The sequence below is a fragment of the Serratia sp. 22278 genome (genome assembly GCF_052045405.1).
Lineage (GTDB): Bacteria > Pseudomonadota > Gammaproteobacteria > Enterobacterales > Enterobacteriaceae > Serratia > Serratia marcescens.
The window spans coordinates 54,659-68,179 of the sequence record NZ_JBQEOW010000004.1; the positions used below are offsets into that span (position 1 = coordinate 54,659).

Sequence of the window (13,521 nt, forward strand, 5' to 3'; positions counted from 1 at the left end):
TGGACCTCCTGGTAGCCCTGCCACAGTTGGCTGTATGGGGAAAATGTGGATTGGCGATCGATGCGACTGCGAGCAGTCGGAGACATTGAACAGCGCCATATCTGATTGATAGAAGGCAAAGCAACCAAACGCACCACCGTTGAAATAGTCTGCGTAGTTTTGAACATTAACAATTACGACAAAAACGATACTAGTCAGGCCCTGTCTATAAGACTTTGGCATTAACCGGTGCATTGGTAGGAAAAGGGCTATGCACTAAACATATGGTGCCTGATATATCCCTACTACCACAACTATTGGGCCTGTGAGGCTGCCGCACTGTGACAGGAGTTGATAGAATCTTAACGTCGTAGGTATCAACCGCATGAGCGTGATGGCGACTATCGCCCGGTGGCTGGCCAGTGCCGTTAATACCCCGCCGCCACTATCGACAAACTGGAGTCGGCGCGCAAATGTGCCTAGGTCGTCGGTTACTCGCTGATTATCCTGCCCGACCAGGAAAAGTGGAGTGGTGACGAGGCGGGTATCAAGGCCATCACCGGCGGCGATGCGGTCGCCATCGATCCGAAATACCGCGACGCCTACGCGGTCTACATCCCTGCAGTTATACTGGCGGTGAATAACAACCCGATGCAGTTCAGCGAGCGCAGCGGCGGCATCTCGCGCCGCCGGGTGATCCTGACGTTCCCGGAGGCTATCGCCTCTGAAGAGCGTGACCCGCTGCTGCTAGCGAAGATCACCGAAAAGCTGGCGGTCATCGTGCGTCACCTGATGCAACGCTTTGCCAACCCGAACGAGCCCCGCGCACTGCTCCAGGCGCAGCAGATTTCGGCAGAAGCCCTGGAAATCAAACGGCATGCCGATCCGCTTATTGATTTTGTGGTTACCTGACGGTGCTGGGCACCCCGGAAGGGGGGATGATCGGTAATGCCAACATCACCCCGCCGAATCCGCGCCGCTACCTGTACCACGCCTACCTGTCGTTTATGGCCGCAAGAGGCTATCAGCACGTGATGAACCTGACGGCGTTCGGCCAGGCGGTGCCGCAGACGTTGAAAAAGTATGAGCATACGCTGCTGAAACGCCGCACCAAGTAGAGAATACAAACCAACCTGATATTGAGTGAAGAATGTGAAGCGGACTGGCTGCCGAAGTGCGGGGCGGTGTGACGATGAGTGGGTCGATCGGCCGGGCCGATCAATAGGCCATTATTGATCTGCCGAACCCATTGGACGCTCAATCGCCGCGACGCCTATAGTGGCAGTGACCCAAACACACACAGCAACACCAGGGCATCCTATCGTCCGCTGAACGGCCAATATCATAACGACAAGCGCTCCCCAAACCGGCTCAGGCCGGTTTTTTTGTGCCTGCGATTTAGACTGTTCACCCTGTAGGTGAACAGGAGTGTACACCGAGAAGGTAGCTATACACCCATCAATGCATTGAAATAAAAAGATAAAATCAAAAGGTGTATAGGGTGAACAGTTTTCCTATAAATCTTTTTTTAATATGATGAGCACTGGGCGAGTGCTAATTGATTATAATTTATTCTATGTATTGTGCATCATTTTATTATGTATAGATATATGTATAGCTTTCTGTTTTTGTTTATAAAATTAGTTTTAAAACAGTGTGTTGTTTGGTATGTTTCGCTCCTATTATGGCACCACCTCCTCTCCAGACTCACTTTGCTTACCCTTTCGCCGGTTAAACAACCGTTTAATTAATCACTGTTATAATTACCCCTGTTGAGTCTTGATGGGTGAATGTTTTCACCTCAAGCATTGCGATGCGGCGCTCTGCGTAGCGGCATCCGTTTTTTGGACATGCCGGTGGTTCGGTGAGAAGTAAGGAGAAGTGCACTATGAGCAGAAAAGACAAGCTCGCGGCGGCCCTGCTGGCCATCTTCCTGGGTGGGCTGGGTATTCACAAGTTTTACCTGGGGATGAAGTGGTGGGGGCTGTTCTACCTGCTGTTCTGCTGGACGGGGATCCCGGCGATTGTCGGCTTTATCGAAGGCATTATTTATCTGTTCCAGTCGGAAGAGAAGTTCAACCAGAAATACAATCCTGGTCTGATTTAAGGCTTTGCTGGCGGCGCTTCCTGCTAAGGGAAGCGCCGTTTTTCATTCCGTTATTGTTTCTTCATCATCTTGCCGCGCATTTCTTCACTCATCATTTTATTCGAGCTGGAAATTACGCAGTTATATTGCTTGCCTTGGTTAATGATCATAAAGGTGCTGACCGGATTTTTAAAATCCTTGTCGATGGTGAAATAAATATAGGCCTGCGGCAATGCGGCCGGTTTAAAGGCGCCGAAGGCATACACATCCGCCAGGCCCAGCGCGGAGAGATCGACCGTCAGTTCCATGGGCTTCATGGAATCCGGCGATGGGAACATCGATTTGGCCGACATCATCATGGTGCTGCTGTTGATGGTGTAATCGGTTTTAACCTTCATGCCCATATATTTCGATTCCGGCATGGAAAGTTCTTTTTTGCAGGCGGCGTCATGCTGCGGCGCCGGGCTGCCGTTTTCCATCACGGCGTGCACGTGTTCCAGCGTCACTTCTGCGTTGCCGGTGGTAGGTTGCGCATCGGCCGCGTAAGCCGCGCCGCTTAAGGCGGCCACAGAGGTAAGGATAATGCCCGTAACGATTTTCATTGTCGATCTCCGGAAAGCTAATAATGATATTAATTGCGGTGTGTAGCCTATTGGCCTGATAAAACGCAAAGTGACCCGTTCCGTGGAGATAAAATAGCCTCGGAATTTTTATAATAAATAGCGTGTCACCCACGCGGTGCGCGAGGGTTGTTTAATTATATTGAGAGTCTTTATCTTTTGTTTTTCAGTCTGTTTACCTGCATATAAAGAGTATGTATAAACATAGTCAATGTTTAGAATATGCACAAATTATTGCGGTTTTTTTCACTTTCATTTTTCTATTTTTAACAGGGTTATAAATATTGCATTGAGAAACAAGGAGTTGTCTTTTCTACGTTAAAATCACGCAGTGAAGCATTATTTATGTAATCTTCATAGTCACAGAAATAACGCTGAAATTATTATCTTTCTATTTAACGGCTAATTATTCATGGCATAGGCTTCAACCCCTTGCGTTTCCTGCGCTAGAATCAGGCGGTTTTCTTGTGGAAAAGGATATCGTCATGGCCGCCTGGGCGCTTTTGATCGTCGGTTGGGTGTTGATTTGGCAGGATCACCCGGTTTGGGGTGTGCTGTGCATCGCGCTGTTTGCCGTGCTGCAATGGGTGAAGTACGCCGCTAAAAGCGAGCAAGAACCCGAAGAGGCGGCAGAGTGGCGCAAGACCGACTGGCATTCGCAGCCGATTGAAATGGCGCACGCCGGCGACAGCGACCGGCAGATTGGCGGCGTGGGGGAACTGGGCATGGGCGGCCCCAGCTTTTGGACGCTGCTGCTGCGCGACGGGGCGATTGTGCATGGCGCCTATGCCGCGCCGCAGGACGTGGACGACGGCAAGCTGCGCCTGATCCCGACCCGCGGCCGCGAGGGGGAGGAGCTGACGGTCTATGAGCCTGCTGCCCGGGTGATGTACGCGCTGCCGGCATTGACCGATCGCGAGCAGGACGCGTTGGCCGCCGGTTCCGCTGAGGCGCTGGCGCGGCTGCGGGCGACGTGTCGGCAGGTGGAGGCCACGCCGTTGCACCTTGTACGCGGTCTGTGGGTGCCGCAGTGGGTAGCGGATCCGGCGGATCGGCTGGAGATCGCCTTACCCAACGGCCGGATGCTGGCGGCGCGCTCGATGTTGCCGGCGGATCTGCGCCAGGCGGACGATCCTGCCGCGCTGCTGCACACGCCGCCTTATGAGCTGCTGCTGGATAACCGGCCGACCGATCGCTTCGTACGCGATCTCGAACGCGTGGCGGGATCCCCGTCGGGTGACGGCTTGAGCGTCGGCGGCTGCCAGTTCCACGGCGAGCATATCGTCGATGGTCTGTATCATCTGTACTTCGCCGGCGAGTGGTTCAGCCTGCTCTCTTACGCGCATAAACCGGCGGGCGGGCGCGGTTCGGACACCACCTTTTTCGTCGAGCGGGTCGAGCCGCAAGACGGCGGGGTTTTTGTGATTGAATGGGATGCTTACAGCGTGGGGCCCGACGGGCGTGAGCCGCGCGTGCCGGCCCCGCCGGTATTGGTTATCGCGGTGAGTTGGCAGGAAACGCCGCTGCAGTTGCCAACGGCCAACAACCGCGTGACCGTGCGCTTGCCCAACGCCACGGCGTAAGGCTTAAGGCAACACCCTGACTTCGCCGTTGTGCAAGGTCAGCACCGCGATTGGGCTGCCGGAGAAGCACTCCTTAAAGATCCAGTCGCTGGGCCGAAACGCCGCCGCAGGCAGGCCGGCTTGCCACTCCTCCCACTGCGGGGCCGGCTTATCCGGCGGTAAAGAGAAAGAGACCAGCCAACCGGCTTCGCAGTGCGCCATTTGACCGGTTGGGCGGGGGAAAGTATGCGCATCTGCCAGCTCCATCACCGGCGGTAAAACCTCGAAGGCGATGATCGGCACGCCGGCCACGCTCTGCGGCTGAGGAAAGCGCACGGCGGTTACACCGTCCATCGTGATGGGGCTGTCTTCGGTGCCGGGCTGGCGCGGCTCCTGCCGGTTTACCCAGCTTCCCTTTGGCAGGGTGATTTCGCCGAACGGCCTGGCCGCCTCGAGCGTCAGGTAGCTGCGCCGATTCCAGCGTTCTTCCGCCCGCTGGCTCTTGAGATCCTGGATGGCAATGTCGATCAGCATCAGCGCGAACGCTACCGGGTAGATCGCCAGCGCCGAGGCCAACAGATAGCCGCCCCAGGAAAGCGGCGGGCGCGGGCGGCCGCAGCGGGCGGCGGCATATCGCCAGCCCCACCAGGCGAGCAGGATGCCGGCGAGCAGCAGGGCCAATAACAGCGCCAGCAGGCCGGCGACGCCGGCGCCATAACCTAACAGCATGGCAAGTTCCTTATGTTCACGGCGTGGTGGAGCGATAGCGAATGAAGTAGGGCAGCGCCGGGGTCTCCCCGTCATCGCCATAGTGGCTTTCCGGTTCGATCACGGTTTGGCGTGCGTCGTCGCGCCCGTTGTAGCGGTACTCCAACGGCTGTCGGTAGCGCACTTCGGATGAGCGCAGATCGAAAATCAGCGAAAGACGGGCATCGCCGTTATCCGTTTGGGCGACCAGCTTATCGTTGCCCGCCCAGAGCTGATACAGCGATTTATCGCCGGTCTCCAGCAGCACCTTCAACTGCCCGTCGGATTGATAACGCAGAAGCTGATACACTCCTCTGTCCAGCGTTTGGGCGATCAGGTAGATGCCGCCGTCCGGGGCCTGTGCGCTTTCCTCCACGCGCACCAGCAGCCAATGCAGTTCAATCACCTCGCCGGTTTTACCGTTAACGGCGATGTGTAACGCGCCGGATCCGAGCACCGGGTTCATCCAGAAATGCACGCGATCGCCATCAACGGCGGTGAAGATCTCGGGTACGGATTTGCGCTTACCGGAGGCGTAAGCCGTCGGTGAGTCCTCCTCGCCGCGCTCAAAGCCCAGCAGTTGCCGCGCGTCCAGCAGCGCCGGCAGATCCAGCGTCTGCCGCCAATGGGCGCCGAAGTCCGGGCTGTAGAATACGCCTTCGGTGCTGATGAGATACAGCGCGCGTTTTCCCGGTTGCGCCACCAGTTTGCCGCCGACAAAGGAAGGCCGGTTGTCGTCGCCCTCCGGCCAGGGGATCAGCGCCCCGATGGTGCCCCGTTGCACATCAACCAGCCTGCGGCCCTTAGAGAGAAAAAGCACGCACTCCTGCTCGCCGCAAACCGCATCATGGATCAAGTCGTCGAGTTCCCCCAGCATCTGTAACCCTTTGGGGCCAGCAAACAGCACCTGGCTGAGGTAGTTGGCCGCCCAGTCGTAAAAGCTATTGTACGCGCGGTCTTCACTTCTTTTGCTGGTGAGCAGCAGGGCGCCGTCCTGCGCCGGGTAGCTGTGGATGAGATCGTAACGGGCTATCGTCGGCAACGCCTGGTCGCCCTGAGTCCATTGCCACTGCTCATAGCGTTGCTCAGGGGCGAGCAAATAGACGCCCAGCGCGCTGGCCAAAAACAGCGTCAGGATAATAAGGGGTCTTTTATAAAGCGCTAACGTCATCATTTCAGCTCCGTCACCTGAGCCTGCCGCCATAAACTGCGGCGCAGATTTCTCAGGTATTTAAACGTTTTAAACGTGCGGTGCTGGTCAAAAGAGTACAGGCGGCAGATCTGGGCGAACCCCTCGATCAACAGCGCCAGGCCGCTGACCATCAGCATCAGCAACAGAATAATCGGCGGCAATTCGCTGCCGAGACGCTTCAGGGTCCAGGCATCCAGGTGAAAGCCGGCCGGGGTATCGGCGTTATCCACCACCATCATGCCGAGCACAAAACACGCCACGATTGCCCCAAAAATGAAGACAACGCGCGCGCACAGGTTAAGGCCGGCTTCGGTGAAGTAGCGGCTGCCGCCGATGAGATAGGTTTGGCGATCGCGATGATTGATGATCCCACGCACTTTGGGCAACTCGGGAATGACGTCGTTCTCGCAATACAGCACCTGCAGCGGATCGCCTTTGGCGATGAAAAGCGGATGTTGCCGACGAAATACCGGATGCAGTTTGGTATTGGGGACATTGAGCGCGCGGGTCGTCAACGCAAAGTGCGTCTCCTTCTGGCGCCACGCATACGTATCCAAATACTGCACCTGCCGCGGGATCTCATATTGGCAGAGTTCGTAGTTCAGGGCGTTGACCGTCTCGATGTCGGAGGCTTCGACGCCCTCGGGGAGGGGGAACTCGGTTTGTGGCGTTGCGGGCACTGGCGCGGCGTCTGCCCGGACAGCCCGGTATTTGATGCCGGGGATTTTCAGGCTGAGCGAGCCGGGTGGCGTGACGTCTTGCCCCTGCAGCACGCGATCCAGCGCCCGGAGCAGGCGCCTGCGGCCGCGGTGCCCGATCAGCAGGAGCTCCGAACCGACGAACAGCACTATGCCGATGCCGATAAGGCCGGCGATGATGGCGATAAAGAACAGGACGATGGTCAGCCAGGAATCTTCCCCGTCCATGATGAAAAAGGCCGCCGGGAAACCGCCGGCCAGCACCGCGCCCAGCAGCAGCAGGGCGAAGTATTTCAGCTTGTATTTCAGCGTCCTGTCAGGCTCCAGCCGGCCTTTCGTGCCGTGCAGCAGCCAGTGCAGCCAGTAGCTGCCGTCTTGCAGGCGGTGGGCACCGATCTTCACCCGATCGCCGGCGGCGAGCCTGGCCAGCAGATTTTCGCTGTCGCTGAAGTCGTCGCGGTAAAAAAAGAACGTCTGGCCGGAGGCGATGATCCTCACCAGATTGTCGGGCGCCGTCTGCTGGCAGGCGCATTGTTCGACGGTCACATTAAAAAATTGGGTTTGCATGTCATTCCCTGTCAGTGGGCGTGGCCCGAAAATTCATCCCTGGCGCCGGGTATTCAGCGTTTTTTCATCAGCGGCAGCATGCGCACCAGCGCATTGTCCTTGACGATATAGTGATGGAACAGCGCGGCGGTGGCATGCAGGCCGATCAGCCAGTAGCCGAATGACGCCAGCGTTTTGTGCCAGCCGATAATCGTCCGCGCCTGCGGCCGATCGGCCACGTCGGCGAACGGCATCGGCAGGCCGAACAGAAACCACTCCTTGCCGCCCAGATAGCGCGAATACACCCCCAGCACCGGCAGTGTCAGCAGCAGCAGGTAAATCAGGGTGTGCGTCAGGTGCGCCAGGCCGGTTTGCCACTTCGGCGGTTTGGGCGCGATGGCGGGCGAGGGGCGGCGCCAGCGCAGGAACAGGCGGGCGATCATCAGCGCAAACACCGTTACGCCGCAGCTGAAGTGGGTGACAACCAGCACGTACCAGGGGGCGCTGCCCGGTTCGGCAAAGCCCCGCAGCTCGATGGTGACGCAGGTGATGACCAGCAGGATCGCCACCAGCCAGTGCAGGCGAATTTGCCACGGCATGTAGGTGTTCTGCACCGGGTTACCTTTTGATGTTAAAGGGTCTGTGCGCCGATGGTAACGAAATGTTACATCGGAGGAAAGCGCGTGCGCGCAATTTAGGCAAAACGCCAGCTTCAACTCACTTATTAAGCTATTGGCTTAGTGGGATATGCGCCTGGCGATAGGTGAGCGTCGCAAGTTATGAAGCTAATAAACGATAGGTTCAGAGGCTGGCAGCTTATTAAGCGATGAAGCGGATTACGCCGCAGCCCTCGCTGCGGCGCCTGAGATCAGTTCAATTTGGCCTTGGCGAAATCGCTGCCGTTCACGTCCACCACGTAGCCGCTCAGGTTGCTGCGGGTGGCGTAGAACACTTTGCCGGTGGCCAGCGGCAGCCACGGCGCCTGTTTGGCGAAGATCACCTGCGCCTGTTGATACAGCTTGGCGCGCGCCTGTGGCTGGTTCTCCTGGATCGCCTGCTGGATCAGCCGGTCGTAATCCTTATCGCACCAGCGCGCCACATTGGCGCCGCTCTGCACGCCGGCGCAGCCGAGCAGGGTGGCGAAGTTGTCCGGATCGCCATTGTCCGATACCCAGCCGTACAGCGCGCTCTGTTGCTCGCCTTTGCGCAGCCCGGCCAGATACTGGCCCCACTCCCAGGTGACGATCTTGGCCTTCACGCCCACCTTCGCCCAGTCGCTCTGGATCATCTCGGCGATGCGTTTCGAGTTCGGGTTGTAAGGGCGCTGTACCGGCATCGACCAAATGTCGGTTTCAAAGCCCTGTTCCAGCCCGGCCTGCTTCAGCAGCTCGCGCGCCTTCTGCGGATCGTAGGCGTACTCCGGCAGTGTGTCGTTGTAGCCCAGCATGCCCGGCGGCAGCAGCGAATTGGCCGGCGTGCCGCTGTCTTTGAACACCGCGGCGACGATCGCTTTCTTGTCTACCGCGTAGCTCAGCGCCTGGCGCACCAGCAGGTTGTCGAACGGTTTTTTCTGGGTGTTGAACGCCAGATAGCCGACGTTCAGCCCGGTAATGTCGTGCAGCTGCAGGTTGCCGTCGGCCTTGATGGCGGCGAACTGTTCCGGCAGCGGCGCGGGGATGATCTGGCATTCGTTGGTTTTCAGCTTGGCCAGCCGGGTTTGCGGATCCGGCGTAATCGAGAAGATCAGGTGCTTGCTGGCCACTTCGCCCTGCCAGTAGTGCGGGTTGGCGGTGTAGCGGATCAGCGAATCCTGCTTGTACTGCTGCAGCGCAAACGGCCCGGTGCCGATCGGCCAGTTGTCGACGTATTCCGGCGTGCCCTTTTTCAGCATCGCGTCGGCGTATTCGGCGGACAGGATCGAGGCGAAATCCATCGCCCAGTCGGCGACGAAGGCGGCGTTGGGCTGGCTCAGCGTGAAGCGCACGTGGTGCTCGTCCACCGCTTCCACCTTGGTGATCAGCTTATCCAGGCCCATGTCGGTGAAGTATTCATAGTTGCCGCCGGAGACCTTGTGATACGGGTTGGCGGGATCCTTCTGCCGCATCACGGTGAACACCACGTCTTCGGCGTTGAAGTCGCGCGTTGGGGTGAAGTATTTGTTGCTGTTGAATTTCACGCCCTGGCGCAGGGTGAAGGTGTAGGTCTTGCCGTCCGGGCTGACGCTCCACTCGGTGGCCAGCGAAGGGGCGGGCGTTTTATCGCTTTCGCGCAGCGTCACCAGGCGGTTGTACAGCACCTGCGAGGTGGCGATAAAGGTCGGCCCGGAGCTGGAGAGCTGCGGGTTGAACGATTCCGGCGAGGCGACGGTGCAGTACACCAGCGCATCGGAAGCGGCCAGCGCGCCGCCCGCCGACAACAGGCCGCAGCCGGCCAGCACCAATCCGGCGATAGGGTGTTTTAAAAACGTCAAGGCAAGATCCTCAGGTGGAATGAGCCGTTACCGGCGAATTGATCTAACTATAGATAACGGATGGCGAGATCGGGAACAAGCGCCTCATCGGTGCATTCTGTGCGCCCCGCGTTGCTTGCCTTTACGGCGCAGATCTACACTGCTGGGAAAACAGTCACTCGCAAGGATTTCCCGATGAGCCACTTTCGTCCTGTCGCCCTCGAACACGCCAGCCGCCTGCTGAACCACGGCCCGACGGTATTGATCACCAGCCGCAGCCGCGACGGCGCCAAACGCAACGTGATGGCCGCCGCCTGGTCGATGCCGGTGGAGTTCAGCCCGCCGCGCATCGCCATTGTGGTGGACAAAGGGGCGCACAGCCGGCAAATGATCGAGGAGAGCGGCGCATTCGGCATTTGCGTGCCGGCGGCCATGTTCATCGACGCCACCTACGCGGTCGGCAGCGTGTCCGGGCTGGATGACGACAAGTTCGCCCGCTTTCACATCGCCGCTGCGCCGAGCGCTACGCTGCAGGTGCCGCTGATCGAACAGGGTTGCGTGGCGTGGCTGGAGTGCCGATTATTGCCGGAAAGCGGCGCGCAGGAAAAATACGACACCTGCTTCGGCGAGGTGTTGAGCGCGGCGGCGGACGAGCGGGTGTTCCAGCAAGGGCGCTGGAACTTCACCGCCGCCAATTCGGATCTGCACACCATTCATCATCTGGGGGCCGGCAACTTCGTGCGCAGCGGCGAGACGCTGCGGGCCAAACCGCTTTAATCGGCTTCGCGCCCGCGGTCGGCATCATAGCGCTCGCGGGCGGCGTCCAGCTCGGGGAAATGGTATTCCGCCCATCGGTCCAGCGCCGTCAGCGTCTCGACCAGCGAGCGGGCGACGGCGCTGAGCCGGTATTCCACATGCGCCTGATTCTTTTCACTGAAATCCAGCCGTTCGAGCAGCCCGTTGCGTTCCAGCTGGCGCAGCGTTTGCGTCAGCACCTTCTGCGAAATGCCGTCGATGCGGCGCAGCAGCTCGCCGTTGCGCATCGGGCGCTGCGCCAGCGCAGGCAGGATCAGCATCACCCACTTGCCGGAAATCAGCGCCAGCGCATCGCGCGCGGAACACTTGCTCGAATAGACGTCGCCGGGATAAGCCATTGGGGGTTACCTTCAGGTGCGTAATTGCCAAGGGGGCGATAAAACCACAGCATAACAGCACCACCTTACAACGGGAGACACAGGATGAACGTGCTGATTGTGCTGGCTCACCCCGAGCCGCATTCTTTCAATGCCCATTTGGCCGAACAGGCGCGGCAGGCCTGGCTGGCGCAGGGGCATCAGGTGAAAACGGTCGATCTGTATCAGGAGGGGTTTGATCCGCGCGAGGGCGCCGGCCACTACCCCAGCAGAAAGCAGGCGGACAGGTTCGATGCGATGCAGGAACAGCGCCATCACTGGACGATCCAGGCGCTGCCGGTGGAGATCCGGCGGCATATTGAGCTGCTGCGCTGGGCGGATACGCTGGTGCTGCAGTTCCCTTTCTGGTGGTTCGGCGCGCCGGCTATCATCAAGGGCTGGATGGATCGGGTGTTCGTTTACGGCGGGATCTACGACAGCCGCCACCGCCATGAGAACGGCGTAATGCGCGGCAAACGGGCGCTGCTGACCGTCACCGCCGGCGCTTCCGCACAGGCCTGCGCGCCGAATGGGCGCGACGGCGACATGCGGCTGATGCTGTGGCCAATCATGCATGCGCTGCACTATATCGGCTTTAGCGTGCTGGAGCCGTTCCTGGTCTATGGCGTGCGCGGCGGGTTGGCGGGTGAAGCTCTGCAGGCGCAAAACGCCGCGTTGGCGCAGGTGACACAGGCGTACCGGGACGGTTTGAACGCGTTTTCCGCCTGGCCGGCGGTGCCGTTCAACCGCAATGAAGATTTTGACGCCGATCTGGCGCTGAAGCCCGGCGCGCCGGTGTACAGCCCGTTCGTGCGGCACTGCGATCCGGCTTAGAACCCGGCCTTCAGCAGTTCCTCGCGCAAATCGTCGATAATCGCCGGTTCGATGTCGGGGAACTGCTGCTGAATATCGGCGATGGCTTCGGCTACGCTGGGGCCGGCGAAAGTGCCGGAGAAGGGCACCAGCGGCAGATTCGCGTCGCTGTCCGGCAGTTCACCGCGGATGGTGCCGGTGATCATGCCCGCTTTTTTTTCCGCCGTGAGGTCGTACTCCCCCACGTTTTTGTCGATCGGTTTCATTGGCCGCCTCGCTGTCGGTGAGTGTTTACCCTGTCTGTTAAAGCATAGTGTTTCAGGCAATGAATACCAATCAATGTATATAATATTAATATAAAACAAAGTGATGCGCGATTTGTCGTTTGACGTTCACCGGGGGCCGGCGCTATGCTCGTGGCGCTAAAGGAACCTTCCTCACTGACAGGGACAGACGACATGAAAAGACTGAAAAGCGCGGCGCTGTTGTTGCCGCTGTTGGCGCTCAGCGCCTGCACTCATCACCTCAGCAGTGCCGAGCAGCATGCCAAACACTACGTTTATCAAACCCGCGACGACTTCGATCCGCAATTCCGCACCGATGTGAACGGCAGCATTAAAAACGCTGTGCCGATGTTCGAACAGTTCTACCAGCAGGGGAAAAAGGATCGCGCGGCGGGCGTGGCGCGCAGCGAGGCGCAGAAAAAGGCCGATTACCTGGCCAGCGCGGAGTTCCAGCAGAACATGGAACACAAAACCATTTTCATCAATCGCGCCTACAGCAGCGCCGACAATCCTAAGCGCCGCCAGGTGCTCTCGCAGGAAGCGGTGGGTGCCTATTGGGACGGCTACGAAGGACGCTGACTTAATCCCTCACAAATAGAAGGTAATAAAAACTGGTCTTCTGGCGGTTATTTGATTATAAAAACCGCCGCTAAGGACGATGTTCATAGATGAAACCAGGAGTGTTTATGTTGGCAAAAGTTAAGCGTTCGTTCGCCGCCGCCGTCGTATTGATGTTGGCGCTGCCCGCGGTTCAGGCCGCGGATTACCGTGCGGGCGAGCAATATACCCGGCTGGATAAGCCGGTGGCCGCCGCGCCGGCGGTGGTGGAGTTCTTCTCCTTCTACTGCGGCCCTTGCTATCAGTTCGCCGAAACCTACCGCGTAGGCGGCACCGTGGCGCAGGCGCTGCCCGCCGGTGAGAAAGTCACCAAATATCACGTCAGCCTGATGGGCAAACTGGGCAATGCGCTGACCGAAGCCTGGGCGGTGGCGACGGTGCTGGGCGTGGAAGACAAGATTGAAGGCGCGATGTTCGACGCGGTGCAGAAACAGCGCGCCGTCAACGGCGCCGACGATATTCAGCGGGTGTTTACGGCGGCCGGCATCGATGCCGCCACCTATGAAAACGCGCGCCACAGCCTGCTGGTCAAAGGATTGATCGCCAAGCAGAACGAAGCGGTGAAAGCGTTCGACGTGCGCGGTACTCCGTCGTTCTACGTGGCAGGCAAATACAAGATAGACAATGCCGGCATGGCCAGCACCAGCGTTGAAGGCTACGCCAAAGAGTACGCGGCGGTGGTGCGCTATCTGTTGGATACGCAGCCTTAAGGCGATGCCTCCCGGCGCCCGATGATCTGTGATCGCGGCGCCAAA

General features: G+C 58.8%; 14 protein-coding genes and 1 pseudogene. 7 read left to right on the top strand and 8 right to left on the bottom strand.

Going from position 1 to position 13,521, the window contains the following annotated elements; genetic code table 11:
• Window positions 1–367: 367 nt before the first annotated feature.
• Window positions 368–1,169, top strand: a pseudogene (locus tag ACTJJ6_RS10050) (primase-like DNA-binding domain-containing protein); the annotation flags it as partial.
• Between the two features lie 698 nt (window positions 1,170–1,867).
• Window positions 1,868–2,086 carry a TM2 domain-containing protein gene (locus tag ACTJJ6_RS10055; RefSeq protein WP_015376761.1) on the top strand — a complete coding sequence of 73 codons (219 nt, stop codon included), beginning with the start codon at window positions 1,868–1,870 and terminating at the stop codon, window positions 2,084–2,086.
• Window positions 2,087–2,136: 50 nt separating this feature from the next.
• On the opposite strand, the gene ACTJJ6_RS10060 is transcribed toward ACTJJ6_RS10055, so the two are convergent.
• The gene (locus ACTJJ6_RS10060) at window positions 2,137–2,667 is read right to left on the bottom strand and encodes a hypothetical protein (protein WP_164053956.1); all 531 of its coding nucleotides are present in this window, start codon (window positions 2,665–2,667) and stop codon (window positions 2,137–2,139) included.
• Window positions 2,668–3,152: 485 nt separating this feature from the next.
• On the opposite strand from ACTJJ6_RS10060, the gene ACTJJ6_RS10065 reads away from it, so the two are divergent.
• Window positions 3,153–4,268, top strand: a complete 1,116-nt coding sequence (locus ACTJJ6_RS10065; RefSeq protein WP_240430138.1) for a hypothetical protein — start codon at window positions 3,153–3,155, stop codon at window positions 4,266–4,268.
• Between the two features lie 3 nt (window positions 4,269–4,271).
• Here the strand turns inward: ACTJJ6_RS10065 and ACTJJ6_RS10070 are convergent, their stop codons facing one another.
• From ACTJJ6_RS10070 to ACTJJ6_RS10090, 5 genes are all read right to left on the bottom strand, one after another.
• The gene (locus ACTJJ6_RS10070) at window positions 4,272–4,976 is read right to left on the bottom strand and encodes a hypothetical protein (protein WP_240430139.1); all 705 of its coding nucleotides are present in this window, start codon (window positions 4,974–4,976) and stop codon (window positions 4,272–4,274) included.
• A 16-nt stretch (window positions 4,977–4,992) separates the two neighbouring features.
• On the bottom strand, window positions 4,993–6,168 hold the full coding sequence (locus tag ACTJJ6_RS10075) for a hypothetical protein (RefSeq protein ID WP_240430140.1): 1,176 nt from the start codon (window positions 6,166–6,168) through the stop codon (window positions 4,993–4,995).
• On the bottom strand, window positions 6,165–7,451 hold the full coding sequence (locus tag ACTJJ6_RS10080; RefSeq protein ID WP_337055485.1) for a hypothetical protein: 1,287 nt from the start codon (window positions 7,449–7,451) through the stop codon (window positions 6,165–6,167). Before ACTJJ6_RS10080 ends, ACTJJ6_RS10075 begins: the two co-directional genes overlap by 4 nt.
• A gap of 53 nt (window positions 7,452–7,504) precedes the next feature.
• On the bottom strand, window positions 7,505–8,029 hold the full coding sequence (gene cybB, locus ACTJJ6_RS10085) for a cytochrome b561 (RefSeq protein ID WP_079451037.1): 525 nt from the start codon (window positions 8,027–8,029) through the stop codon (window positions 7,505–7,507).
• Between the two features lie 269 nt (window positions 8,030–8,298).
• Window positions 8,299–9,900 (bottom strand): ABC transporter substrate-binding protein, encoded by a 1,602-nt coding sequence (locus ACTJJ6_RS10090; protein WP_049299715.1) that lies wholly within the window; start codon window positions 9,898–9,900, stop codon window positions 8,299–8,301.
• 174 nt (window positions 9,901–10,074) lie between these two features.
• On the opposite strand from ACTJJ6_RS10090, the gene ACTJJ6_RS10095 reads away from it, so the two are divergent.
• On the top strand, window positions 10,075–10,656 hold the full coding sequence (locus ACTJJ6_RS10095; protein WP_440801296.1) for a flavin reductase family protein: 582 nt from the start codon (window positions 10,075–10,077) through the stop codon (window positions 10,654–10,656).
• Here ACTJJ6_RS10095 and ACTJJ6_RS10100 read toward each other — a convergent pair.
• Window positions 10,653–11,033 carry a winged helix-turn-helix transcriptional regulator gene (locus ACTJJ6_RS10100; RefSeq protein ID WP_049299714.1) on the bottom strand — a complete coding sequence of 127 codons (381 nt, stop codon included), beginning with the start codon at window positions 11,031–11,033 and terminating at the stop codon, window positions 10,653–10,655. The genes ACTJJ6_RS10095 and ACTJJ6_RS10100 overlap by 4 nt on opposite strands.
• An 84-nt stretch (window positions 11,034–11,117) precedes the next feature.
• Between ACTJJ6_RS10100 and ACTJJ6_RS10105 the strand changes: the two genes are divergently transcribed.
• A complete protein-coding gene (locus ACTJJ6_RS10105; RefSeq protein WP_049299713.1) occupies window positions 11,118–11,885 on the top strand; it encodes an NAD(P)H-dependent oxidoreductase in 768 nt (255 codons plus the stop codon).
• Here the strand turns inward: ACTJJ6_RS10105 and ACTJJ6_RS10110 are convergent.
• Window positions 11,882–12,130 (bottom strand): hypothetical protein, encoded by a 249-nt coding sequence (locus ACTJJ6_RS10110; RefSeq protein ID WP_016928938.1) that lies wholly within the window; start codon window positions 12,128–12,130, stop codon window positions 11,882–11,884. The genes ACTJJ6_RS10105 and ACTJJ6_RS10110 overlap by 4 nt on opposite strands.
• Before the next feature lie 192 nt (window positions 12,131–12,322).
• Here ACTJJ6_RS10110 and ACTJJ6_RS10115 point away from each other — a divergent pair, with 192 nt between their 5' ends.
• Both ACTJJ6_RS10115 and ACTJJ6_RS10120 read left to right on the top strand, forming a co-directional pair.
• A complete protein-coding gene (locus ACTJJ6_RS10115; protein ID WP_016928937.1) occupies window positions 12,323–12,727 on the top strand; it encodes an Exc2 family lipoprotein in 405 nt (134 codons plus the stop codon).
• Between the two features lie 107 nt (window positions 12,728–12,834).
• The gene (locus tag ACTJJ6_RS10120; RefSeq protein WP_049299712.1) at window positions 12,835–13,476 is read left to right on the top strand and encodes a DsbA family protein; all 642 of its coding nucleotides are present in this window, start codon (window positions 12,835–12,837) and stop codon (window positions 13,474–13,476) included.
• Window positions 13,477–13,521 lie beyond the last annotated feature (45 nt).

Bases quoted from the DNA above. Each gene is read 5' to 3' on its own strand.
- ACTJJ6_RS10055 (WP_015376761.1), top strand. From the start codon at position 1,868: ATGAGCAGAAAAGACAAGCTCGCGGCGGCCCTGCTGGCCATCTTCCTG.
- ACTJJ6_RS10060 (WP_164053956.1), bottom strand. From the start codon at position 2,667: ATGAAAATCGTTACGGGCATTATCCTTACCTCTGTGGCCGCCTTAAGC.
- ACTJJ6_RS10070 (WP_240430139.1), bottom strand. From the start codon at position 4,976: ATGCTGTTAGGTTATGGCGCCGGCGTCGCCGGCCTGCTGGCGCTGTTA.
- ACTJJ6_RS10075 (WP_240430140.1), bottom strand. From the start codon at position 6,168: ATGATGACGTTAGCGCTTTATAAAAGACCCCTTATTATCCTGACGCTG.
- ACTJJ6_RS10080 (WP_337055485.1), bottom strand. From the start codon at position 7,451: ATGCAAACCCAATTTTTTAATGTGACCGTCGAACAATGCGCCTGCCAG.
- cybB (WP_079451037.1), bottom strand. From the start codon at position 8,029: ATGCCGTGGCAAATTCGCCTGCACTGGCTGGTGGCGATCCTGCTGGTC.
- ACTJJ6_RS10095 (WP_440801296.1), top strand. From the start codon at position 10,075: ATGAGCCACTTTCGTCCTGTCGCCCTCGAACACGCCAGCCGCCTGCTG.
- ACTJJ6_RS10100 (WP_049299714.1), bottom strand. From the start codon at position 11,033: ATGGCTTATCCCGGCGACGTCTATTCGAGCAAGTGTTCCGCGCGCGAT.
- ACTJJ6_RS10105 (WP_049299713.1), top strand. From the start codon at position 11,118: ATGAACGTGCTGATTGTGCTGGCTCACCCCGAGCCGCATTCTTTCAAT.
- ACTJJ6_RS10110 (WP_016928938.1), bottom strand. From the start codon at position 12,130: ATGAAACCGATCGACAAAAACGTGGGGGAGTACGACCTCACGGCGGAA.
- ACTJJ6_RS10115 (WP_016928937.1), top strand. From the start codon at position 12,323: ATGAAAAGACTGAAAAGCGCGGCGCTGTTGTTGCCGCTGTTGGCGCTC.
- ACTJJ6_RS10120 (WP_049299712.1), top strand. From the start codon at position 12,835: ATGTTGGCAAAAGTTAAGCGTTCGTTCGCCGCCGCCGTCGTATTGATG.